Annotated in this window: 20 protein-coding genes; 11 read left to right on the top strand and 9 right to left on the bottom strand. The window is 61.2% G+C overall.

Annotated features, from left to right (window positions below; translation table 11 throughout):
- Positions 1–256 precede the first annotated feature (256 nt).
- From FSO04_RS17000 to FSO04_RS17010, 3 genes are all read right to left on the bottom strand, one after another.
- The gene (locus FSO04_RS17000; protein ID WP_154560785.1) at positions 257–1,729 is read right to left on the bottom strand and encodes a benzaldehyde dehydrogenase; all 1,473 of its coding nucleotides are present in this window, start codon (positions 1,727–1,729) and stop codon (positions 257–259) included.
- A 44-nt stretch (positions 1,730–1,773) separates the two neighbouring features.
- A complete protein-coding gene (locus FSO04_RS17005; protein ID WP_154560786.1) occupies positions 1,774–3,420 on the bottom strand; it encodes a GMC family oxidoreductase in 1,647 nt (548 codons plus the stop codon).
- A 153-nt stretch (positions 3,421–3,573) separates the two neighbouring features.
- Entirely contained in the window at positions 3,574–4,515 is a 942-nt protein-coding gene (locus FSO04_RS17010; protein ID WP_325063525.1) for a LysR substrate-binding domain-containing protein, read from the bottom strand.
- A 121-nt stretch (positions 4,516–4,636) separates the two neighbouring features.
- Here FSO04_RS17010 and FSO04_RS17015 point away from each other — a divergent pair, with 121 nt between their 5' ends.
- From FSO04_RS17015 to FSO04_RS17040, 6 genes are all read left to right on the top strand, one after another.
- Positions 4,637–5,896, top strand: a complete 1,260-nt coding sequence (locus FSO04_RS17015; RefSeq protein WP_154560787.1) for an alpha/beta fold hydrolase — start codon at positions 4,637–4,639, stop codon at positions 5,894–5,896.
- A 15-nt stretch (positions 5,897–5,911) separates the two neighbouring features.
- Positions 5,912–6,775: a VOC family protein gene (locus tag FSO04_RS17020; RefSeq protein ID WP_154560788.1), complete on the top strand. Its 864-nt coding sequence runs from the start codon at positions 5,912–5,914 to the stop codon at positions 6,773–6,775.
- Between the two features lie 26 nt (positions 6,776–6,801).
- Positions 6,802–8,493, top strand: a complete 1,692-nt coding sequence (locus tag FSO04_RS17025; RefSeq protein ID WP_154560789.1) for an AMP-binding protein — start codon at positions 6,802–6,804, stop codon at positions 8,491–8,493.
- A gap of 2 nt (positions 8,494–8,495) precedes the next feature.
- On the top strand, positions 8,496–9,635 hold the full coding sequence (locus FSO04_RS17030) for an FAD-dependent monooxygenase (RefSeq protein ID WP_154560790.1): 1,140 nt from the start codon (positions 8,496–8,498) through the stop codon (positions 9,633–9,635).
- Positions 9,636–9,794: 159 nt separating this feature from the next.
- Positions 9,795–11,132: an MFS transporter gene (locus tag FSO04_RS17035; RefSeq protein WP_154560791.1), complete on the top strand. Its 1,338-nt coding sequence runs from the start codon at positions 9,795–9,797 to the stop codon at positions 11,130–11,132.
- A 154-nt stretch (positions 11,133–11,286) separates the two neighbouring features.
- Entirely contained in the window at positions 11,287–11,982 is a 696-nt protein-coding gene (locus FSO04_RS17040; protein ID WP_233464878.1) for a TetR/AcrR family transcriptional regulator, read from the top strand.
- A 12-nt stretch (positions 11,983–11,994) separates the two neighbouring features.
- Here the strand turns inward: FSO04_RS17040 and FSO04_RS17045 are convergent, their stop codons facing one another.
- The 4 genes from FSO04_RS17045 to FSO04_RS17060 are packed head-to-tail and all read right to left on the bottom strand — an operon-like array spanning position 11,995 to position 14,641.
- Positions 11,995–12,468, bottom strand: a complete 474-nt coding sequence (locus tag FSO04_RS17045; RefSeq protein WP_154560792.1) for a nuclear transport factor 2 family protein — start codon at positions 12,466–12,468, stop codon at positions 11,995–11,997.
- A 24-nt stretch (positions 12,469–12,492) separates the two neighbouring features.
- On the bottom strand, positions 12,493–13,323 hold the full coding sequence (locus FSO04_RS17050; protein WP_154560793.1) for an SDR family NAD(P)-dependent oxidoreductase: 831 nt from the start codon (positions 13,321–13,323) through the stop codon (positions 12,493–12,495).
- Entirely contained in the window at positions 13,320–14,219 is a 900-nt protein-coding gene (locus FSO04_RS17055) for an NAD-dependent epimerase/dehydratase family protein (RefSeq protein ID WP_168435716.1), read from the bottom strand. Before FSO04_RS17055 ends, FSO04_RS17050 begins: the two co-directional genes overlap by 4 nt.
- A 32-nt stretch (positions 14,220–14,251) precedes the next feature.
- Complete coding sequence (locus tag FSO04_RS17060) at positions 14,252–14,641, bottom strand: nuclear transport factor 2 family protein (RefSeq protein ID WP_154560794.1); 390 nt, start codon at positions 14,639–14,641, stop codon at positions 14,252–14,254.
- Between the two features lie 194 nt (positions 14,642–14,835).
- On the opposite strand from FSO04_RS17060, the gene FSO04_RS17065 reads away from it, so the two are divergent.
- Positions 14,836–15,729: a LysR family transcriptional regulator gene (locus tag FSO04_RS17065; RefSeq protein WP_154560795.1), complete on the top strand. Its 894-nt coding sequence runs from the start codon at positions 14,836–14,838 to the stop codon at positions 15,727–15,729.
- A gap of 59 nt (positions 15,730–15,788) precedes the next feature.
- Here the strand turns inward: FSO04_RS17065 and FSO04_RS17070 are convergent, their stop codons facing one another.
- Complete coding sequence (locus tag FSO04_RS17070) at positions 15,789–16,556, bottom strand: SDR family oxidoreductase (RefSeq protein ID WP_199203039.1); 768 nt, start codon at positions 16,554–16,556, stop codon at positions 15,789–15,791.
- Between the two features lie 192 nt (positions 16,557–16,748).
- The gene (locus tag FSO04_RS17075; protein ID WP_154560796.1) at positions 16,749–17,636 is read right to left on the bottom strand and encodes a LysR substrate-binding domain-containing protein; all 888 of its coding nucleotides are present in this window, start codon (positions 17,634–17,636) and stop codon (positions 16,749–16,751) included.
- 320 nt (positions 17,637–17,956) lie between these two features.
- On the opposite strand from FSO04_RS17075, the gene FSO04_RS17080 reads away from it, so the two are divergent.
- The 4 genes from FSO04_RS17080 (at position 17,957) to FSO04_RS17095 (ending at position 22,077) form a co-directional block, all read left to right on the top strand.
- Entirely contained in the window at positions 17,957–18,844 is an 888-nt protein-coding gene (locus FSO04_RS17080) for a polysaccharide deacetylase family protein (RefSeq protein WP_154560797.1), read from the top strand.
- A complete protein-coding gene (locus tag FSO04_RS17085) occupies positions 18,841–19,761 on the top strand; it encodes a polysaccharide deacetylase family protein (RefSeq protein WP_154560798.1) in 921 nt (306 codons plus the stop codon). Before FSO04_RS17080 ends, FSO04_RS17085 begins: the two co-directional genes overlap by 4 nt.
- Positions 19,758–21,152: an MmgE/PrpD family protein gene (locus tag FSO04_RS17090; protein WP_154560799.1), complete on the top strand. Its 1,395-nt coding sequence runs from the start codon at positions 19,758–19,760 to the stop codon at positions 21,150–21,152. Before FSO04_RS17085 ends, FSO04_RS17090 begins: the two co-directional genes overlap by 4 nt.
- A 70-nt stretch (positions 21,153–21,222) precedes the next feature.
- Positions 21,223–22,077 (top strand): ABC transporter substrate-binding protein, encoded by an 855-nt coding sequence (locus FSO04_RS17095; RefSeq protein WP_233464879.1) that lies wholly within the window; start codon positions 21,223–21,225, stop codon positions 22,075–22,077.

The raw sequence follows: 22,077 nt of genomic DNA on the forward strand, positions 1-22,077 counted from the left end.
TGCCCGTAACGGACAACAGGCCCATAGTGAGCCAGTCGTTTTTTCCCTGTGTGGCCTGTCATCGAATCTGCCTGCGGTTCAGCCGCTGCGCCGGTGGGGCGGATCAGCGGATTCACACGGCTGCGCAGCGTTGGCCAAACACGCCACGGCGACAGGCGCGAGGCCGATCGCCAAGCGTCGGATCCGTGATGCCATCATGAGACGAGCGCGATGACGGGCGCGGGCGCCGTATCTACGACGTCCGCGCCTGGCCGGATCAGAACGGGTAAGCAGGAATCCGCGACCGGGTCGTGATCCACTGCCACTCGCTGAACTGATCGGCGTTGGTCAGCGTGCTGTGATTGAAACCGTTGCCCGATGCGCCGACCCCGCCGATCGGGCCATACACCTCGTGAAGCACCGTCTGATCGTTGATGTGGATGACACCGGCGTGAAGCCGGTCCGCAATGCTTTGCGCGCGGGCGAGATTGGCCGATGCGACGGCGGCTACGAGACCGTACTCCGTGGCATTGGCGAGTTCGACCGCCTCGTCGTCGGAGCGGAACGTGGTGATCGGTGCGACGGGGCCAAAGATCTCCTCATCGAACGCGGCCATGCCGCGTGTTACCCCTGTGATCACGGTCGGTTCGAAAAAGAGCCCGTTACGCGAGCCGCCGGTCAATGCCTTCGCGCCTTTGGCGAGTGTCTCGGCAATAATGCGCTCCACGTTGGTGGCCTGACGCTCATTGATGATGGGGCCGAGTTGTACCTTCTCGTCAAAGGGATCGCCGACGATCAGCGCCCTGGCTTTTCTCACCAGCGCTTCTGCATACGCCTCGGCGACGTTCTCATGAACGAGGTGGCGCCCGGCAGTGAGGCAAATCTGTCCCTGGTGGAAAAACGCACCCCACGCTCCGGCGCTCGCCGCTGCCTCGATATCCGCGTCGTCCAGCACGATATAGGGATTGTTGCCGCCAAGTTCGAGTGAGACGCGCTTGAGCTGTCCGCCGGCAATCGAGCCGATCTGCCGGCCCACGCGGGTCGACCCCGTGAAGCTGATCATATCGACGAGCGGTTCCTTGACGAGTGCCGCCCCCGTGTCGGCGCCACCCGGCAGAACATGGAAGAGTCCGGCAGGCAGGCCGGCTTCTTCGAACAGGCGCACGAAACTCACACCGCCCGCCACCGGTGTTTGCGAATCGGGCTTCAGTATCACCGAGTTGCCCATCGCCAGCGCCGGGCCGATTGCTCGCGAGCCCAGAATGAACGGCGAGTTCCAGGGCGTGATGATGCCGACGACGCCGACGGGGATGCGCCTTGCAATGCTCTGGCGGCCGGCCTCAGCGGTGGACGTGAGCACACCCACGGGTTGACTGCCGAGCGCCGCGGCTTCAAGGACTTCGCGGGCGGACATGTGGACTTCCCACAATGCTTTCGCTCTGATCGAGCCTGTTTCCCTGACGATCTGATCGGCGAGTTCATCGGCATGCACGAGTACCAGTCGGGCAAACTCCCTAAGCACATCGCCGCGCAGCGGGCCTGGTGTTTTTGCCCAGTCCTTTTGCGCCTCGCGGGCGAGGGCGGCCGCTACCGACACATCCTCCGGCGAAGCGATACCGATTTCACCGAGCTTCGCGCCCGTTGCTTTCTCGATCACGCTCTCTGCGCCGAGACCGGGGTTCTTCCATCCATTGCTGTAGATTTTCGCGCGCCAGATTTCTGTCGGCGTGAGCAATGCGTGGGTCGTCATGTTGTGTTCTCCGGGATCCTGCAACTGTTGGAATGCGCGCTGATTTACGCGGACAATTTCGCGGCGATGCGCTCGGCCACCATGATGGTCGTGACGTTCGTCGGAGCTGACGGGATGTCGGGAATAATCGATGCATCGACGACCCGCAGCGCTTCGACACCGCGTACCTTGCCCCACGCGTCGACTACGGCAGTGGGATCGGAATCGGCACCCATCGGCACGGTCGACGTAGGGTGCAGATACGCGGCGACATTCGACACAATGTTTGCCCTGAGTGCTTTGCCATCGTCCACGGTATTGCCTGGCGCCATTTCGTGATCGATCACGTCGAGGAACGGTGCGGTTCTGCCGATCTGGCGGGATAGCTGCACGGCTTCGACCATGCGGTCGAGGTCATTCTGGTCATCGAAGAAGTTGTACCGAATGTCCGGTGCGGCGCGTGGATCGCGACTCGAGAGCCGCAATTGACCGATCGACTTCGGCAGTGTCACCGCGCAGGCGAGGACAATCGCGCCACCGGTGGGGCTGAGCTTTGGGTCGATCAGATGCGTGCCCGAGATGTGCAGGTCGAGATCGCCGGAGCCCGCGCTCTGCGAGCGCGTCCACACGAGCGCACCGGAGGCGGGCTTCATCGCGTTTGCTTCGCGCTTGAGTGCGTAGACGTTGTAGAAAAACGGATGGTCCTGCAGCCGATTTCCCACCGGCAGGTCGGCGACGGTCGCAATGCCGAATTCGGCGAGATGCGCAGCAGGCCCAATGCCCGAGCGCATGAGAATCGCAGGGCTGCCGAAAGCCCCCGACGCGAGAATGACTTCACCCGCGGACAGAACGTGGCCGTCGACCAGCTTGACGCCCACGGCACGCTTGCCTTCGAACACCACGCGATCCACTTCGGCGCCGCCCTGGATCGTCAGATTCGGGCGTGCACGCACGGCAGCCGTGAGATAGGCCATGCCCGTATTGATGCGCACGCCATCGACGACATTGAGCGTGTAGGGGCCGGCACCGTGCTGGTCCGCACCATTGAAGTCCGATACGTGTTTCAGCCCCAGCGTTTGCGCGCCGTCGACAAAGGCTCGCATCGACGGTGTGTTCTCCGCAGCAGTACGCTGCCGGATCGGAAACGGCCCGCTACGTCCGTGCCAGGCGTCGTCGCCGGAGGGCGTGTTTTCCATCGACTTGTAGGCGGCCAGCACGTCCTCCCACGACCATCCTTCGATGCCGCGTTTAGCCCAGCGCGCAAAATCGGCCTGTCGAGCGCGTATGGCGACAGCGGCATTGACCGCCGAGCTGCCACCGATCACGCGCCCTCGGGGCACCGGTATGTTGTGGCCCAGACTGGCGGCGTCGTCGGTGTGGTAGTGCCAGTCATAGGCCGGCGAGCCCGCGACGATATTGGCGTCTTTCAGTACCTGAGGGTAGTCGTTCGGCGCGAAGTTCGGTCCCGCTTCCAGCAGCAGAACACGGCGCCGCGGGTCTGCGCTGAGGCGCGCCGCGAGAACGGCGCCGGCCGATCCTCCACCAACGATCAGGATGTCGAAATACTTCGCGGACTTTGAGGGCCGACCGGATTCGGTGCTCCCAGATTGCTTTTCCACTGCTACGGCTGACGCGGTGCCGGTAACCGTACCGACTGCGGCAATTGTCGCCGCCGCGCCCGCAATAAGGACTTCACGTCTGGACATCTTCATTGTTGTACTCCTGAACACGTTTGCAGCGCCTCAAGCGCTCGATAAACCGATCGATCGATGCCGACCGGCTGTGTGCTCAGAATGGGCCCGCTTCAGGGAGACAACAAGATGGCTCGCCTGGACCTCAGGTCCAATGAGATGGACGATCCGATATTACGCGACGACCAGTGGGATGCGCTCGATCAGAAAGTCGAGAAAAGCGCGAACGGAAGGCAGTATGCCGTGACGAAACGGGATGACCGCCGTGATACTGGCTTCGCCTGCCAGCCAGGCGGGCAAGACCCGCTGGAGTGTGCCGGATCGCAGATCTTCGTTGCAGACGTAGGCGGGCAGGGCAACGATGCCGAGGCCGTCCTGCGCAGCCTGCTTGAGGGTGACGATGTCATTGCCGGCCAGCCGGGGGTTGAGCGGCACGACCGCTTCTCCGTTCACGGGGTGCTTGAGCTTCCAGGCCATTGGACTGTTGTGTCTCAACATGACCAGCGTCTCGTGCCCGGCGAGGTTCTCCGGCGCGACTGGCATGCCGTGGCGCTCCAGGTAGCTAGGCGCGGCGAACAGAAACCAGGGCGCCGGTGCCAGCGTGCGCTGCACCAGGGTCGAGTCGGACAGTGGACCGCTGTGCGAGCGCAGCGCGAGGTCATAACTGCCGCCCGCAATATCGACCTGCTCGTCGCTGATGTGCTGGATGACGTTGATCTTCGGATAACGGTGAATGAAATCCGGAAGTATCTGGCGCATGGCGAACAGCGAGGTCGCCGCCGCGGTGGTGAAGCGGATCGTGCCACTCGGCTCGGCCAGGCGCTCGCGCACAGCGCTTTCGGCGAAGTCCGCTCGTTCCAGCATGGCGACCGCATGCCGGTAGAACACCTCGCCTGCACCGGTCATGCCGAGCCTGCGTGAGGTCCGGTTGACGAGCCGCACGCCGAGCGCTGTTTCGAGCTGCTGGAGGCGATGGCTGACCGTCGATTTCGGTACGTTGAGATTGCGGCTGGCGGCGGTGAGTCCTCCGCACTCGACGATACGAACGAAATAGCGGAAGTCATTGAGATCTAACATGGGCGCACCTTGCGAGTCCGGTGTGATAGACGGCGCCACTGTATACCGTTTGACGATCCGCCGGACTGACGTCGTTTTTCTGCATCGAGTTCCTTTGTCAAAAATTTGACGCCAACGTCAAAAAAGCTATACTAACGTCAACGAATACGGAGACATTGATATGAGCAATATGCAGGCCGGTACCGTTCTCGAACGTCCTCATGCATTGACGATTGACTGGTTTCCCGATGCATTGCCGCATGCCACACAGCAGACCAGTGCGACGCTGCGCACCGAAGACGGCGCCGCCACCTGCGGGGTTTTGTATCAGGGCGCATCGACGAAGACCGTCGTTTGTCTGATGCACCCGCGCGAGAACTTCACGTTCCACTATCTGATTCCCGGATTGCTGCGAGCGGGGGCGTCGGTTTGGGCCCAGGCGGCCCGTTCGGTCGGCAACGACCTTCGGCTCGAGCATGAAGTTGCCCTGCACGATGTCGCGGCCGGCTTGCGCTACCTGCGCGAGGCGGGCTTCGAGCGCATCGTGTTGCTCGGTAATTCGGGCGGTGCCGGGCTCTATAGCTTCTACATCCAGCAATCGGCGCTATCGGCGCAAGACCGGATCGCAAAGACGCCTGGCGGCCGTCCGACCCATCTGGCGAGTGCGACCTTGCCGACGGTGGACGGCATGATCTATCTGGCGCCGCATCCGGGGCAGGGGCGTTTATTGATGGGGTGCATCGATCCTTCCGTCACCGACGAGGGCGATGCGTTATCGATCGACGATACGTTGAACCCGTTTAACCCCGAGAACGGCTATTCCCGCGAACCAGGGGCAACGCGCTATAGCGCTGAGTTCGTCTCCCGCTATCGCGATGCGCAACGGGTGCGCGTGGCGCGCCTTGACCGGATGGCTCGCCAACTGATCGCCGTGCGCCAGGACGCACGGCAAGCCGTGAAGGACAAGGTAGCGACGCATCGTCAGAAGCTCGTGGCCAACCACACGCCGGTCATGACCGTATGGCGCACGGACGCCGATTTGCGCTGTCTTGACCCATCGCTCGATCCCTCCGATCGCAAGCCCGGTTCGCTGTGGTCGCCGAATCCGGTGATCTCGAACTATGGTTCGGTGGGCTTTGGACGCTTGTGTTCTCCGGAGTCCTGGCTCTCGACATGGTCCGGTCTCTCGTCGAATGCAGCGTTGGAAGCAACCGCTCCTTCGGTCACCGTGCCTTCGTTGCTGGTCGAATACACCGGCGATCAGACTACTTTCCCATTAGCCATTGCCGAGATTTTTACCGGTATCGGTTCAACCGATAAGACCCACGTTCGCGTGCGTGGCGATCATCACGGCAGACCGCTGGAGGCCGCGGACGAACCGGGCCGGGCAATCGCCGCGCGCGCGGTCGGCGAATGGCTGCATCAACGCTCTTTCTTATAACTCGGGAGTTGACGAATGAATCAATCCGTACCGCTCAGGCTGTCGGGGGTCGATCACACGGCGCGCCCGACGTGGAAACTGCGCGAAACCATCGAGTTCTATCGCGACACGCTGGGTTTGCCGCTTGTCCACACGATCTCCGCGCGAGGCTGGGGCCCGGAGAGCCACCCGGACTTTCTTCATTTTTTCTTCGATAGCGGCAACGGCAGCACGATCGCCTTTTTTTATTACTTGGGCGAACCGCCGCCGCAACAACGCCCCTTGATGCCGCCCACGCCCGACGATCATGTATTCGATGCGACTCACACTGCGTGGCTGGCCGATAGCGCGGAACAGTTGCTCGCATGGAAAGAGATGCTCGAGGCGAAAGGTGTGGAAGTCTCATCGACCACTCAGCACGAAGTGATCGAATCGATCTACTTTCGCGATCCCAACGGCTACTTCATCGAGATCACCGTCAAGCTGCGCGCATTGCAATCGCTAGACGCCAGGGATGCGGCGCTAACACTTGAGGCGGCGATCACGGCCGAGCAGGTCGCCAGTGACCATGCGGGACAAGTCCGGGAGATTGATACTGTATGGCAGGAAAAGGGCAGACTGTTGAGTGGGCAATGCGGCATAAAGAGCGACGGTCCCGGCATTTTCGTGCCGGCGCTGGCGGAGTTCGCGAGCGTGGTGGATGCAGCGCGGCGCAATCCCGAGTATCGCGTGTCGCAACCGTCGCCGGGCTACTTTCTGATTGAATCGAAAGACGCACTCGAATTCAACCGCAAGGAGCTGGGTCTGAAACCGGCGATCTGGTATGGCCTCTTCACAGGTGGTTTGTGCGGGCGTATCGATACGTTTGACAAAGACCGCGTTCGCATCGTCGAACAATAAGAACGCGTCGACTGGAGAAGACAGACATGGCAGGCATCCATTATCCGCTCGAAGGTGTCGCGTATTGCGAGCCATCGGTCGCTCAGCATTATTTTCAGGTCGGTGCTTGGGTCGACAGAACGTTCGGCGAGGCGCTCGCAGCGACGGCACGACGCCTTCCCGACACGCTGGCCTTGATCAGCGACGAGCGCAGCATCACGTTTCGCGCGTTGGATGAGCAAAGCGACCGTCTGGCCGCGGCATTGCTCAAACTCGGACTCGAACCCGGAGCACGCGCAGTGTTCCAGATGGGGACGACCGTCGACACCGCCCTGGCGCTATGTGCATGCTACAAGAGCGGCATTGTTCCGGTCTGCGCGCTGCCGCAGTACCGCGAGGTTGAAATCGGCAAGCTGGCGAGCCTGTCGTTGCCGCAAGCGTATTTCGTGCAGGCCGACGTGGGGCAGTTCGATCAGGTCGGCTTTGCGCAGAAGATGTGCGCCGAGCACCCATCGTTCAGACACATTGTCGTCGCACGCGGCGACGCGCCAACGGGGACGCATTCGTTGTCCGCCTTGCTGGAGTCGATCACGCTGGATGAGGCAAAGGCCGTCCTGAACGGTGTGCACATCGGCTCGGAAGACGTCCTGAGCTTCCAACTGTCTGGCGGTACGACAGGGGTGCCCAAGATCATCCCGCGTTTTCACGCGGAATACCTCGCGCATGCTGAAGCGTGGTCCAGGCACGTGGAGGCGGGTGAACACGCCACACTGATCTGGTCACTGCCTTTGCTTCACAACGCGGCGCATCTGTATGCGCTGGTGCCCACGATATCCCTTGGGCAAACCACCGTACTCATGCCGAAAGTCGATATCGTACGGATGGCGGAATTGATCCAGCAGCATCGCGTGACGCATGCTGTTTCAATCGGACCGGTTGCTCCGCAGATCATGGCGTGTGCCGAAGTGCTCGATTACGATCTGTCGTCGCTCAGGCTGTTCTTTTGTCTGACCCGGGCCGACGCGCTAGAAGCGTTTCTCGGCGTGACCAGTTCGAATATGTATGGCACGACCGAAGGATTGCTGATCGGCTCGGGCCCGGCAGTCAACGCATTCGTTCGTCATCACACGCATGGACGCTCGGGTTGCGAACATGATGAGCTCGTTCTGCTCAATGCCGACAACGAATCGCCCGTCGCGTCCGGCGAAATAGGTGAGTTGTGTTTTCGCGGTCCGTCCAGCCTGAGGGGCTACTACAACGCACCGGAGGCCAACGCCACAGCCTTTACGTCGAGCGGTTTCTTCCGGACCGGGGACATGATGCGCGCGCATGTCATCGACGGCGTGACCTACTTCTCGTTCGAAGGGCGCCTGCGCGACAACATCAATCGCGGTGGCGAGAAGATCGGCGCGGAAGAAGTCGAGGCGTTTCTGAGCCGTCATCCCGCTGTTCTGGACGCGAAACTGGTGGCCATGCCCGATCCGTTTTACGGAGAAAAGGGCTGTGCGTTTCTGATTCTTCGTGAAGGACATGCCGCGCCCGATATCCCGCAGATGATCGAATTCCTCTCCTCGCAGGGGCTCGCGAAGTTCAAGTGTCCGGAGCGGATTGAAATCGTGGACGCGTTCCCGGTGACACGGGTTGGCAAAGTCGACAAACCGGCGATGCGCCGGATCATCGCCGAAGCTATCGAGGCCGAAACCGCGGCGAACGTTTCAACTTCCAGAACCGGAGACTGAGGATGGACATCAATATCGTAGGAGGAGGGCCGGGCGGGCTGTTTTTCTCGTATCTGGTCAAACGACGTTTTCCGGAATGGACGGTCCGGGTCCATGAACAGAATGACGCCGGCGCAACTTACGGCTGGGGTGTGGTGTTCTCGGATGTCGCGCTGTCGTTTCTCGAGAAATCGGATCCCGAGTTCTTCCGCCGGTTTACCGCCGGCCACGTGCGTTCGGAGCACATGGAAATTGTCCATCGCGGCGTGCATGTGCTGATCCATGGCAACTGCTTTTCGCGGGTCGCCCGTATTGCCTTACTGCAGTTTCTACATGCCGAATGCAGATCGGCGGGCGTCGATCTACTGTTCAACGCTCGCGTGGACGACCTGGGCGCATTGCGTCAGGCAGATCTCGTAGTGGTGGCGGATGGCGTGAACAGCCGGACCCGCGCGCAATATGCGGATGCCTTCAAACCGTCGTTCGTGCAGCGTCGCAACAAGTTTGCCTGGTACGGAACCAGCAAGCCGTTCCATGCCGTCTCGCTGATCTTTCGCGAAACCGAATTCGGTGTGTTCATCGCTCATAGCTACGCGTATAGCGACCGGATGAGTACGTTTCTCATCGAAACGGATCCGCAGACGTGGGCACGCGCCGGATTGGGCGAAATGAGCGATGCGGACAGCCGCGCCTTCTGCGAACAGGTTTTCGCCGAAGACCTGGACGGACACGGTCTGTTGTCGAACAAGTCCACATGGTTTGAAGCCGTGACAGTCAAAAACGAGAACTGGCACCACGAGAACATGATTCTGATTGGGGATGCGCTGCGCTCGGTGCACTTCTCGCTGGGCTCCGGTACGCGTATGGCGATGGAAGATTCGATCGCGCTGTTCGAAGGTCTGTGTGCCCACGCGACTGACATCAAGGCTGCATTCGCGCATTTCGAGGCGTCGCGCCGCTCCGCTTCGGATCGCTTCCAACTGGCTGCGGCAAAGAGCCTTGATTGGTATGAAAACGTCGGCAACAAGCTGCATCTCGATCCGATCGGCTTCACCTACGACTATATGCGCCGTACCGGACGTGTCACGCATGAAGATCTACGCGAGCGCGACCCCGAATTCATTCGCCAATACGAGCGGCTTTACGGTGAAGCGGTGAACTGAAGTTTCGACCGATACGGTTCATTTTTTTGCCCAGCATTTGTCAAACTCGTCAAATAAAAGATGTGAAAGTCAATTGAATGACAGAAGGGTGGTGCGGTGGCGGGTGCGTCCATTTACGGGCATCCGCACCGACGATAGAAATCAGGTTAGGAGACAACCATGGCATCAACTGGGGAAGAAACCACTTTTTCATTGTTTGATGGCAGACCCGTTACCGCCACGCAGTGGCGCGTGCTCGGCTTATGCGCGTTATGCATGGTGATCGACGGCTTCGATGTCCAGGCGATGGCCTACGCCGCTCCGGCCTTGATAAAAGCCTGGGGCGCCAGCCGCTCCGTGTTGGGTCCGGTGTTCGCGGCCGGATTGCTGGGCATGTTCGCCGGATCGCTGGTGCTCGCGGGATGGGCTGACACAATCGGCCGCCGTCCGATGCTGATTGCGGCGACTGCCTGGATCGCGCTTTGCATGGTGCTGACACCTTTCGCACACTCGATCGGTGCACTGATCGGCATTCGGTTTGCCGCCGGTATCGGAATGGGCGCGATCGTTCCGAATGCCATGGCTCTCGCAGGCGAATACAGCCCGGCACGCATCCGCGTGAGCTTGATGATGGCGGTGTCGTCGGGTTACATCGTCGGCGGGGTGGTTGGCGGCGGGATTGCCGCTCTGGTGATTGCGCCGTTCGGCTGGGGCGGTGTTTTTTACGCCGGCGCATTGCTCACTGCGCTGCTTTCCCTCTCAATGTTCGCGGCGCTTCCCGAGTCGCTGCAATTTTGCCTGCTACGGCACCCGCAAACACCACGTACCTTGCTACTGCTACACCAGGTGGCGCCAGGTGCCGCCATGCCCACGGTGCCGCCCGCGAACAAAGCACTCGGCGGCAACACGCTGACGATGTTGCTGGGCGAAGGCCGGCGAATCGTCACGCCTCTGCTCTGGGTCGCGAACTTCGCCAACATGCTGTGCGCGTACTTCCTCGCCGCATGGATCCCGGTGTTGATGAGCGGCACAGGCTATTCGTCCAGTAAAGCGGTGCTGGCGGGCACGGCACTTTGGCTCGGCGGACTGGTGGGCAATGTCGCGCTCGGCATGCTGATAGATCGCCGTGGCTTTGCTGCGGTGCTGTTTGCCAATTTCGCCCTCGGTGGCGTTGCCATTGTCGGCATCAGCTACTTACATACGGTGCCGCTCGCGGCTATCTCCTGCATCGCATTCGCCGGATTCTGCATTCTCGGCGGTCAATCCGGCCTGAATGCACTGGCGGTTACGATCTATCCGACAAGGACGCGTGCTACCGGTGCGGGCTGGGCGCTCGGTTTTGGCAGACTCGGCGCTGTGCTCGGGCCGCTGGCCGGCGGGCAGTTGATGGCGCTCGCATGGAGCGTCGATCAGACCTTGCTCGTGTCAGCCGTGCCGACCGTGTTGGCGGCGGTGGCTGTCGGCAGTCTTGGCCGACTGCATGAGCGCCGCGTGAAGCGCATCCCGGCTTCCGGGTGAAAAGTGCCGGTCCGGCACAACACGTCCAATCCGCAGGACAAAGAGGCATAGCCGACGACAGTACGGAACGCCAAATCCGGGCGTTACAATCACGCAAACACAACACTACGGTAGGGCGGCATTCTGGCCGTCGACCGCTATCAGGAGTGGTTTCGTGGCAAAGGTGAATGCTGACGGACAAAAAGAACAGATACTGAACGCCGCGGCCGCGCTCTTCATCGAGAAGGGTTTCGGCGGTGCGTCGATGCAGGAAATCGCCGAGGCGCTCGGCGTGACACGTACTGCCGTCTATTACTACTTCAAGAACAAGGACGAGATACTCACCGCGCTGGTCGAGGAGGTCACGTTACGAGCAAGACGGCTGTCGAGCCAGGCAGTTGCTGAGACGGACGCGGATCCGAAAGAGCGCCTGCGTCTGCTGGTTCATCAGCATACGATGCTGATTCTGAGCCACTACAACGAGTTTCGCGTGATCCAACGCACCGAGCAGCAGCTGCCCGAGCGCGCCTATCGTGCGAACGAAGATGCGAAGCGCGCGGTGCTGAACAACTTTACTGCGGCCATCGAAGCAGGAGTGAGCGCCGGGGTGTTCCGGGTTGTCGACGCCAAGGTCACGGCGTTCACGCTCATCGGCATGTGCAGTTGGCCCGCGTTCTGGTACAAGCCGGAGGGCGCGAGCAGCGCGATCGAGATCGCCGACACGATCGCGGAGCTCGCAGTGCAATCGGTCGTACGGCCGGCCAAACGGCAATTGAAGGGCAGCAGCGCTGTCAGCGAAGCGTTGGCGCTGCTGCGCGAGGATCTGGATCATCTGTCGTTGATGATCGACAAAACGCCGAAGGCCGGTTAGTTATTCACCTGCCTACGATTTGACGCTCTCGCTGCCCGCAACCGGTGTCCAGTTGGCGAGCGGTGTGAGGAAATGAAGGTCGAAACGGCGTTCGACGAACGCCCAGCGGCCGTCGCGACGTTCAAAGCGGTCGTGGTAGAGGCCGCTGATTTGCACCGGGCCCAATTCGACGTGGGTGCACAGGCAATCGACGGCAGCCCGGCCGGTCGCCGTATCGCCGTCGATATCGATCAACGGGTTGGCCATCCAGTGATGCATGTGGGGCATTTTCTGCCAGTTCAGCCGGGCTGATTCGAGAATCGCTTCCACACCTTCAAAGTTGCCGAAAGCGTCGCCGAGCGACAGAAGCGCGCCCTCATGCCATATGCCACGCAGCAGCGCCTCGTCATGGTTATCAAAGGCCTGAGCGTATCCTGCGATCAGCCGTTCAAGAGCAAAGCGGCTTTCTAACGCATCGAGCCGTGAGTCCAGCGTTTGTACGTTCATGAGATCTTTCCTGTGATGGGCGATTTAGAAGTCGGTGGAGCGGGACAGTTCGCGCCAGCGCTCCACCTCGACGGCAACGTCTCTGAGCTTGTCGTCTACAACTTTGAGCGCATCGGCGCCGGCGACGAAGCGCAGCGGCGGGTCCGTTTCGTTAGCGATCTGGACTAACGCACGGCCAAGTTTGTCGGGGTCGCCGACCTGGTTGTGATTGCGGGCTTCGAACACCGCATTGGCCTTGGCCCGGAAATCGGCGTAATCGCTCAAGGCGTGCGTGCCGCGTTTTAACGAACGGTCGTCGAGAAAGTCGGTGCGGAAGGCGCCTGGCTCAACGATGGTGAGCTTGAGACCGAAGTCCGCGATTTCCTGCGCGAGAGCCTCGGAGAATCCTTCGATGGCGAACTTGGTGGCCGAATACATCGAGGCGCCACGGACGCCTTTGAATCCGCCATTCGAAGACATGTTGATGACGAGGCCTGCACGTTGCCGGCGCATCACCGGCAATACCGCCCGGGTGACGTTGAAGGTGCCGAATACGTTGGTGGCGAACTGCCGTTCGATCGCCTCGGGCTCGATTTCCTCGAATGGTCCGAATTGGCCATAGCCCGCGTTGTTGACCAGTACATCGATGCGGCCAAAACGGGCGAGGGCGGCTTCCACGGCAGCATCGGCCTGCGCCGCGTCGCGAATGTCCAGTTGTGCTGTCAGAACGTGTGCTGCGTTCGCTGCATAGACTTGCTGCAGTCGTTCAAGGTCGAGATCGGTTGCAACCACTACGTCGCCTGCAGTCAACGCTGCCCGCGCAATGCCGGCGCCGATGCCACCGGCGCTGCCGGTGATGAACCAGACTTTGCTCATAGCGGCATGTCCTCTTCAATCCAGGCCAGTGCCGACGTATGGCGCGGCGTCCAGCCGAGCTCCTTGCGGGCACGCTTTGCGCGGACACGGCTATTTGAGCCGAAGGTGTAGTGCGCATGGACTTTGCCCCAACGTTCGGTAGCTTGCTCCACGGTCCATGATTGAACCGGCGCAAGCTTTAGACGCCGCGCGATAGCATCGCCAATTTCACCGAACGACGCCTCGCCGCTCTCGATGAAATAAAACGCGCCGGCCGGCGCTTTCTCCAACGCGAGCAGATAGAGTTCGGCGACGTCTTCAATATGGACGTTCGACCAGCGATTCACGCCTTGTCCGACGATGTGCACCACGCCGCCTTTGCGCGCGTCGTCAACCAGGAACGGGATCTGCACGCTCCGCGGATTGAGCCCCGTGCCGCTGCCGTAGATGTTGCTCGGACAGATCACCACGGCGCGTACACCTTCCGCGGAGGCAGCGAGTACCCGCAGTTCAATGTCGCGACGTGGTTGCTTGACCGGCTCGACGACCATCGGCGTGTCTTCGTCATAGATCGCTTCCGAAACGCTATTGCCCAGTGCATCATCGCCGATAACACTCGAACCGCTGGTGTGCAGCAATGGCTTGCCGGAGCCCCGCAGTCCTTCGATAAGGGCTTCGATCGCCGGCCGATGGTCGCTGTCGGCAGCATGAATCACACCTTCCGATTGCTGCGCCTCACGCGTCAGCAGACTGCTGTCTTCGAGGCTGCCAATCACGGGTTCGATACCTAGTGCCTTCAACGATTCGGCTTTGCTTGCGTCGCGTATCAATCCGCGAACGCTGTGACCTGCGGCGAGCAAGCGACGGGCGACAGTGCCGCCGACGAAACCGCTGGCGCCAGTAATAAAAATTTTCACGATCTGTTCCTTTGGATAACGTAGTTAGCTGCTCAAGCCGGCAGCAAGGTAGTCTGGTGCGCGACAAGCCGCCATGTTTCCTGCTCGCGGCGCCACACCACCATGAAGAGCGAATGGAGACTCCGTTCCGTTCCACGCACGGTTGCCTCCATTTTCAGAGCGCCACTCGCGACGAACGATTTGTCGCCAAGGGGCACGACTGTCTCGATGCGGCTATTGGCGCTTCGGTAGATCACCACTCCCGCCCGGACGGCGTCGAGGTAAGCCGTCTTGTCGTCTTTCAGGCCACTCGAATGCACGAAATGCAGCTCGTCGGAGAGAAGATCGGTCAGCGCGTTAGCATCGGCATTCAGCAGTAACTGCCATCGTGTGTCTTCGAGCTTGCGTGCGAGATCGAAAAGGTCGGGTCGGGTTGTCATCATGCGTTCCTGTTCAGGCAGCGGTGTGCTACCACTGCATATTCAATTCGACGGAAATGGAGGTCGTGACCTCTATGAGGCAAGGCGTTCGCGTCCTGCCTGCCATGCAAAAGTAACGGCTTTTCAGGCGTGAATTAAGTAGGGTAGAGTTCCCGATAGAGCGGACAATGTGTCCGCGCAATGGATGCTGCGAGACTATGGATAGCATTGCGCTTAATGTGTTTGTTCAGGCCGCCGAGACACGCAGCTTTGTCGCTGCCGGCCGCATTCTGGGTATTTCCGCTTCTGGCATTGGCAAGAGCGTGACGCGTCTCGAGCAGAGCCTCGGCGTCAGGTTGTTTCATCGAAGCACACGCAGCGTCACGCTGACGGCCGAGGGCGAGATGTTTGTCGAACGCGCGCGGCGCATTCTGGCGGAATTCGACGCGGCGCAGGCCGAGTTGTCCGAGGCATCGGCGGTCCCCAAAGGGCGACTGCGCATCGGCTTGCCCATGATCAGTGAGCCATTTCTACCTGTGCTTGCCGATTTTCAGCGGCGTTATCCTGCGATCGAACTTGATCTCGATTTCGACAACCGGAAGGTCGATGTGATCGAAGAGGGTTACGACGCTGTCGTGCGCAGCGGCGACGTTGAGGATTCCCGTTTGACCTCACGGCGATTGGGCTCTTTCCGAATGCTGCTCGTTGGCGCGCCAAACTATTTCGAGCGCTGCGGGAAGCCGGTGCATCCGAGGGAACTGGCCGAACACGCCTGCATTCAATTCCGCATGCCGAACACGGGCAAACTGCAGGTCTGGCAACTCCGGCACGATGCCGACGAAGCCGAAGCGCAACTCGCCACGACGGTGACGTGCAACACCAATGAGGCGCGCCTGTGCTTCGCGCTGGAAGGTCTCGGCATTGCCTACATGTCGGACTTCACGGTGCGCGACGCTCTCAATGACGGCAGGCTGGTGACGGTTCTGGATGAATACACGACCGACCACAACACCTTTCAACTGTTGTGGCCGTCCGGCAGACATATCACGCCAAAGCTACGAGCGTTCATCGATTTCATCAGCGAGCACGTGCCGCTCGGGAGGACGCGTTAATCGCGGATGAACAGTGCATGTCGTAGCGAAGGCTTTCCCGGGATAGATCGCCCAGCGATCTACCAGACCGAATCTCCACGGATCACCGCATCGGCGCCGCCGTCGATGAAAATAGTCTGGCCGGTCATATGGCCGTTCTTTTCGCTGGCGAGCCAGGCAAGGAACTCGGCAGCCGCCACGGGCTCGTACGGACCGCCGAGTGGCATTGGGGTGCCGGCGCTAACAGCGCGCTTTTTATCGGGGTCTTCGAAAAGTCGCGCCAGCAATTCGGTCTTGACGAGTCCTGGTGCGAGCGCATTCAGTGGTATCCCCGAGGCGGCCCAGTCCGCACTGATCGCACTGCGCCGGATCCATCGTGATAGCGCTCGCTTGGTGGTCGCGTAGACGTAACTCGCGTCTCGTGCCCGCTCCAATGCCTGTTCTTCTGTGCCGTTCAGCAGCATGTTCAGGAGCTGCTCGTCGTGAGGGTGGACAGAGGTAATGGAGGAGACGGCCACGGCGCGCGGAGCCGACGACTTTAGCAACAGTGGCCGGAGCCCTTGCAGCGTCGCCACGGCGCCGTAATAGTTGATCGCCGCGGTGGCGGGGCCCGCAATATCGACACCTGCCACGGCGAGAACGGCGTCGATCGAACCACCGCTTTGTTTCGTCACCTGCTCGACGAGAGCAGTGCGTCCTTCAGGTGTGCCGAGGTCCGCAACGACTTCGGCATTGTGAATATCCGCGCCAATCACATGATGGCCCTGCGACTCGAGTAGCTGCCTCGTGGCCAGGCCAATACCGGATCCTGCACCTGTAATGACGTAAGTTCTGAGCATACTGGGCATATTGAGTTCTCCATTCAAGACGGGCTACGAGGGCGTACCAGCGCATGCACAAGCCCGTAGCCGGGGACGGTTTGCATGTCGCAAAGGTAGCGGCTCTGCCGCGAAAGATGAAGGAGGGTGAGGTTCCTGACAGTGCGGACAAATTGTCCGAACCGATGTCGCGTGCTTGTGAACCACGCGCGCTGCCGCGGATTACGCCGCAACACTCGCTTGCAACCACCGAAGAAGCGGCTTCAATTTCTCGCGATATTCATTGCGCGGCGGATGCACCAGATAATATCCAGCCCCGGTCTCCACCACGCGCCTGAACGGCGTCACCAGTGAGCCGCTTGTGAGATTCTCTCCGACCAGGTTCAGATCCCCCAGCGCCACACCCAACCCGCGTGCCGCGGCGCTGAATGCGAGGTCCAGCGTGTCGAACACCTGCTCCCGATACGTATGCGCGGCAAGGTTGCCTTCCTGCTGCAGCCACAGAATCCACCCCCGCCGGCCGAAGCTGGAATGCAGCAACGTGTGCTGTTTCAGATCTTCGGGCTCCACGAGCGGGGGTGTGCCGCTGGCGATCTGCGGCGAGCAGACCGGCGTCAATCTCTCGCGCATCAGACAGGTGGCTTCCAATCCTTCCCAATTGCCGGTTCCGAACAGGATCGCGGCGTCGAGCGTGCCTTCGCCGAAGTTGGTTGGCAGGAACCATGCGGTGTCGATATTCAACTGCGTACCTGGAACTTCAGCATAGAAGTCGGTCAGGCGCGGCAGCAGCCAGCGCGCCGCCAGCGTGGGCGTGACGCGCAGGGTAATGGTCTGGCCGCCGGAGTTCGTGATGTGCATCGAGCGGCGCGCGGTTGCCAGCAACTCTTCGACGATCGGCACCAGCCGTTGACACTCCGCAGTCTGCACGACCATGCGGGTGTGCCTCACGAACAGCGCGCAACCGAAATACTCCTCGATCTGTTGAATATGCCGGCTCACCGCGCTTTGGCTGAGAAACAGCTGCTGCGATGCAGCCGTGAAGTTGCCGCAGCGGGCGACCACCAGCAGGGTTTGCAGCACGTTGAAGGGAGGATAGCGTTCGATCTTCATTTATGCACAACTCGCATGGTAACCATGAGATTTTACCGTTTGTGGCCGGAAAATTGGCGTTCTTAAATCCCTTCAACGAATCCGGATATACACACCCGAAGTAGGCTCGCAGTGAGTGCCGCGGTGCCGCCGCCGAGCATCGGGTTTGCCTTACGTAGCGGGCAGAAACGCCGGATCGACACCATGTCGAACAATGCGTTCAAGGGAGTTTTCGTTTGGTCCGATCTACCGTTACGTTGCCCCTGCAACAGGGCATGCCCGCGTCGCAAAGCCATGCACACCGTGCAAGTGCGTCTGGGGAGCCGGGCAACGTTTCTCAAATGGAATATGTCGAGCGCCAGCCTATCCAGACCGCGCCGCGCTGGCCGGAAGGACACCGTTCCTGCGTCGCGCTCGCGTTCGATCTCGACGGCCCGACCGGCGATGCGATGCTCAACGGTTCGATCTGGACCAACCCTTCGTATTTCACCCTGGGCAGTTACGGCCCGTGGCGCGCGCTTGGCCGTCTGCTCGATATGCTCAACGAGCGGCGCGTGCCGGCGACTTTCTTCGTGCCGGCCTGGGTGGTCGAAAACTGGCCAGATCAGTGTGCGGCGATCATCGCGGGTGGCCACGAGATCGCTTACCACGGCTACCGGCACGAGGCTTTCTGGACTCTGGATCGCGACGGCCAACGCGCAGTGATGGAGCGCTCAGCAGAAGTCTTCGCTAAATATCTCGGCATGCAGCCGGTTGGTTTTCGCACGCCATCGGGCGACTGGGGGCCGGACACGATTCGCGTGCTGATGGAAGCCGGCGTGCGCTATTCGAGTTCGATGCGTGGCGACGATCGTCCTTATCTGCTGCACGCCGAGGGCATCGCCGAGCCTCTGGTCGAAATTCCGGGCCGCTGGGAGCTCGACGACTATGCGTCGCTGGCCTATCACCGCAACCCGGATTTTCCGGCGAGTCTCGATCGCATTGCGAGCTATGACGCGACGCTCGACAACTGGCGTCGTGAATTCGACGGCTCGCATCGCGACGGGCTTTGCCTGACCACGCTGTTTCATCCGAAGGTGTCCGGCAAACCTGGCCGTATTGCGCTGCTAGAAAGACTGATCGATCACATGCACGCACAAGGCGACGTATGGTTCGCCACGTGCCGCGACGTCGCGCAATGGTGGCTCGATAACAATACGTCGGAACACGCGCAGGAGTTCAGCGCATGAATGCACTTCACTGGCCACACAACGCGCGCTGCGCAGTGGTCGTCACGGTCGACTTCAACGACGAACACGGCATCCTGACTCAGGAGCCGCGTATCGCCGGCCGCGAGAAATCGCTTTCGGTGTGGCGCTATGGTGCTAAACGAGGCGTGGATCGCGTGCTCGACGCGTTTGATGAGTTCGATATCCGTTCGAGCTGGTTCTTGCCCGGACGCGTTGCCCAAACTCACACAGATTTACTACGCCGTATCGATGCGCAGCAACACGAAATCGGCACGAGCGGATATCGCTGCGAGAACTTCGACACACTCACGTTCGATGAGCAACGACAAGCCTTCCTTGCCGGTCAGCAGGCACTCGTCGACACGCTCGGTCGGCGCGTGCAGGGTTTTCGTTCCTTTTACGGCAATTGGGCGCCGGGCTTCGCGGACTTTCTTCGCAGCAAAGGGGTCACGTGGTCGTCTTCATGGCGCGGCGACGATCTGCCGTATTTTCATCTGCCGGACGCGAATGCAAACGCAGGGAAGGTGATGGCTGCCGACACGCCGCCGCTGATCGAACTGCCGCTTCACTATGAACTCGAAGACGAGCCGTACTTCGTCTACAACCTGTCGCCTGCAGTACCGGTCGGGCAGCCACGGATTCCCTCGTATCGGGAAGTGCTGGCGAACTGGAAGCAGGATTTCGCGGCGTTCCGCCGCTTCGGTCTGTGCTTTGTGCTGAGGCTGCATCCGGAGCTCATCGGTACAGCGGGACGTATCGACGTGTTGCGCGAATTGCTAGCGGAGATGCGTTCGCACGACGACGTGTGGTTCGCGACGGGCGCGGAAGTGGCGGCCTGGTGGCGGCAGAACGTCGACGGTAACGAGCCGGGTCATCCGGTCGAGGTTTTTGCAAGGCATCGGGAGGCCGCACGATGAGCGCGCGTGATCTGTCGCTGTCGGAGCAACTGGCGGCGTTCGTCGCCGGCGTACCCAACGACGCGCTGCCTGTTGCCGTCGTCCATAAGGCCAAGCGGCATATCCTCGACACGCTCGGCGCGTCGCTGGCCGGCGCCGCGGCCATGGAGTCGCGCAGCGCGCGGGCGGTCATGTCCGGCGACGGGCCAGGCGTGGCGCATGTGTGGGGCACACGGCAGTCGCTCGGCCCGCGCAGCGCGGCCTTCGTCAACGGTGTCGCGGCACATGCGCTGGAACTCGACGACTCCGGCGGCTGCGATCATTCCGGCGCCGTCGTGCTGCCCGCGGCATTCGCGGCGCTTGCCTGCTCGCCGCGACCGGTATCGGGGCGGGCGTTTCTTGCGGCTGTGGTGCTCGGCTATGACGTCGGCAGGCGCGTGCTCGAAGCATGCGGCGGATATTCGCCGCACAACGCACGCGGCTGGCATTCTACGATGACCTGCGGCGTGTTCGGCGCGGCGGCGGCAAGTGCGCGCCTCCTCGGGCTCGATGCCGTGCAAACCGGCGCAGCGTTCGGCCATGCGGGCAGCTTCAGCGGCGGCCTATGGGGTTTCATTCACGACGCGTCGCAAACGAAGCGCATGCACACCGGCCGCGCGGCTGAAGGTGGACTGCTGGCGGCATTGCTGGCGAGGGAAAACGTCACCGGCCCGACGCAGGTGTTCGCGGACGTATGGGGCGGCTTCTTCAATGCGTTCGCTCCCGACACGCAGAAGCCCGAAGCCTTGCTGCACGAACTGGGCGACACGTGGAAGATCATGCGTTGCTCGATCAAGCCGCACGCGTCGTGCCGCAGCACGCATGCAGCGGTGGATGCCACGCTCGATCTGCTGCGTGACATCAAATGTGACCCGGACAGGCTATCCAGCGTGCACGTCAGATTGAGCGCATTCGTCGAAGGCATGTGCGGCGGCCGCGAATTGCGCAACCTGGCCTCGTCGCAAATGAGTTTGCCGTATGCGGTTGCTTCGGTGCTGGTCTATGGCCACGCGGGGATTGCCGCCTATCTCGAGGCTGCCCGAACGGATCCGCGCATGGCCGCGATGATGGAGCGCATCACGCTCGAAGTCGATCCAGCGATGTCCGATCTGGACGAGCCCATCGTCACGCTCACGATCGCCGATGAGATGCCGCGCTCGCAGCAGGTGCTCACGCCGCTCGGCGATCCGCGCAATCCGTTGTCGGATGCGGACTTGCTGTCGAAGTACCACACCCTGGCCGCCATGGCGCTCGACGACACGTCGGCGAATGCGCTTGCCGATGCGGTACTCGATCTGGACAATCTCGCCGACGCGCGCACGCTTCTATCGTGGCTTGGCGGCGACGCCGATGCTAAACCCGCGCTGCGGTAGCGCGACAGGCCGTGACGGAAACTCAATGGTTTCGATGACAAGCGTTCAATTCTTTAAAGGTATGTCCTCCATGTCCAAGCTGAACCCGCTGCGCGCTGCGTCCCGTTTGATGGCAGTCTGTCTGTCGACCTTTCTCTTCGGCGCTGCTGCCCATGCGCAAGCGTTGCCCGATTCGATTGCCAAGACCAAGGTCATCAAGGTCGCGGTCAACTCGATCTACCCGCCGATGGAATACAAAGACCCGGAGAGCGGCGAACTGACCGGCTTCGATATCGACCTCGGCAATGCGATTGCAAAACAACTCGGCGTCAAGCTGGACTGGCAGGAGTCGGCGTTTGAACAATTGCTGCCCTCGCTCGCTACCGGGCGTGTGGACATGGTGCTGAGCGGATTGAGCGACGTGCCGGGGCGCCGCGATACGGCGGATTTTCTCGATTACCTGAATTCAGGCGCACAGTTCTACATTCTGACCGGCGCGCATGGCGGCGAGATCCGGCAGTCGGCGGATCTGTGCGGAAAGGCGGTCGGTACGAGTCGCAGCACGTCATTCCCGGCAGACACCGCAGCATGGAGTGCGAAGAACTGCGTCGGCAAGACGCCGGTCACGGTGGTGGGTACGGAAGACACGTCATCCGCGCGTATGCAGTTGAAGCAGGGGCGAATCGTGGCGGGTGTGCAGGGCAGCGAAACCCTGCCGTACGCAATGAAGCTCGAACCGAACACCTACAAGCCCATTGGCGAACCGTTCGCGGCTTCGCCTGAAGGCATCGCCTTTGCGAAGTCCAGCGCGAAGCTGCGCGATGCGGTGCGGGCCGCGCTCGACAAGCTGGTCGCGAACGGCACATACAGTGCGATCGTGGCGAAGTGGGGGCTGCAATCGAGCGCGGTTCAGCAGGTGACGATGAACGGTGCGAAGGACCATTGA

Source organism: Paraburkholderia madseniana (assembly GCF_009690905.1).
Lineage (GTDB): Bacteria > Pseudomonadota > Gammaproteobacteria > Burkholderiales > Burkholderiaceae > Paraburkholderia > Paraburkholderia madseniana.

Bases quoted from the DNA above. Each gene is read 5' to 3' on its own strand.
- FSO04_RS17000 (WP_154560785.1), bottom strand. From the start codon at position 1,729: ATGACGACCCACGCATTGCTCACGCCGACAGAAATCTGGCGCGCGAAA.
- FSO04_RS17005 (WP_154560786.1), bottom strand. From the start codon at position 3,420: ATGAAGATGTCCAGACGTGAAGTCCTTATTGCGGGCGCGGCGGCGACA.
- FSO04_RS17015 (WP_154560787.1), top strand. From the start codon at position 4,637: ATGAGCAATATGCAGGCCGGTACCGTTCTCGAACGTCCTCATGCATTG.
- FSO04_RS17020 (WP_154560788.1), top strand. From the start codon at position 5,912: ATGAATCAATCCGTACCGCTCAGGCTGTCGGGGGTCGATCACACGGCG.
- FSO04_RS17025 (WP_154560789.1), top strand. From the start codon at position 6,802: ATGGCAGGCATCCATTATCCGCTCGAAGGTGTCGCGTATTGCGAGCCA.
- FSO04_RS17030 (WP_154560790.1), top strand. From the start codon at position 8,496: ATGGACATCAATATCGTAGGAGGAGGGCCGGGCGGGCTGTTTTTCTCG.
- FSO04_RS17035 (WP_154560791.1), top strand. From the start codon at position 9,795: ATGGCATCAACTGGGGAAGAAACCACTTTTTCATTGTTTGATGGCAGA.
- FSO04_RS17045 (WP_154560792.1), bottom strand. From the start codon at position 12,468: ATGAACGTACAAACGCTGGACTCACGGCTCGATGCGTTAGAAAGCCGC.
- FSO04_RS17050 (WP_154560793.1), bottom strand. From the start codon at position 13,323: ATGAGCAAAGTCTGGTTCATCACCGGCAGCGCCGGTGGCATCGGCGCC.
- FSO04_RS17060 (WP_154560794.1), bottom strand. From the start codon at position 14,641: ATGATGACAACCCGACCCGACCTTTTCGATCTCGCACGCAAGCTCGAA.
- FSO04_RS17065 (WP_154560795.1), top strand. From the start codon at position 14,836: ATGGATAGCATTGCGCTTAATGTGTTTGTTCAGGCCGCCGAGACACGC.
- FSO04_RS17070 (WP_199203039.1), bottom strand. From the start codon at position 16,556: ATGCCCAGTATGCTCAGAACTTACGTCATTACAGGTGCAGGATCCGGT.
- FSO04_RS17075 (WP_154560796.1), bottom strand. From the start codon at position 17,636: ATGAAGATCGAACGCTATCCTCCCTTCAACGTGCTGCAAACCCTGCTG.
- FSO04_RS17080 (WP_154560797.1), top strand. From the start codon at position 17,957: ATGGAATATGTCGAGCGCCAGCCTATCCAGACCGCGCCGCGCTGGCCG.
- FSO04_RS17085 (WP_154560798.1), top strand. From the start codon at position 18,841: ATGAATGCACTTCACTGGCCACACAACGCGCGCTGCGCAGTGGTCGTC.
- FSO04_RS17090 (WP_154560799.1), top strand. From the start codon at position 19,758: ATGAGCGCGCGTGATCTGTCGCTGTCGGAGCAACTGGCGGCGTTCGTC.
- FSO04_RS17095 (WP_233464879.1), top strand. From the start codon at position 21,223: ATGTCCAAGCTGAACCCGCTGCGCGCTGCGTCCCGTTTGATGGCAGTC.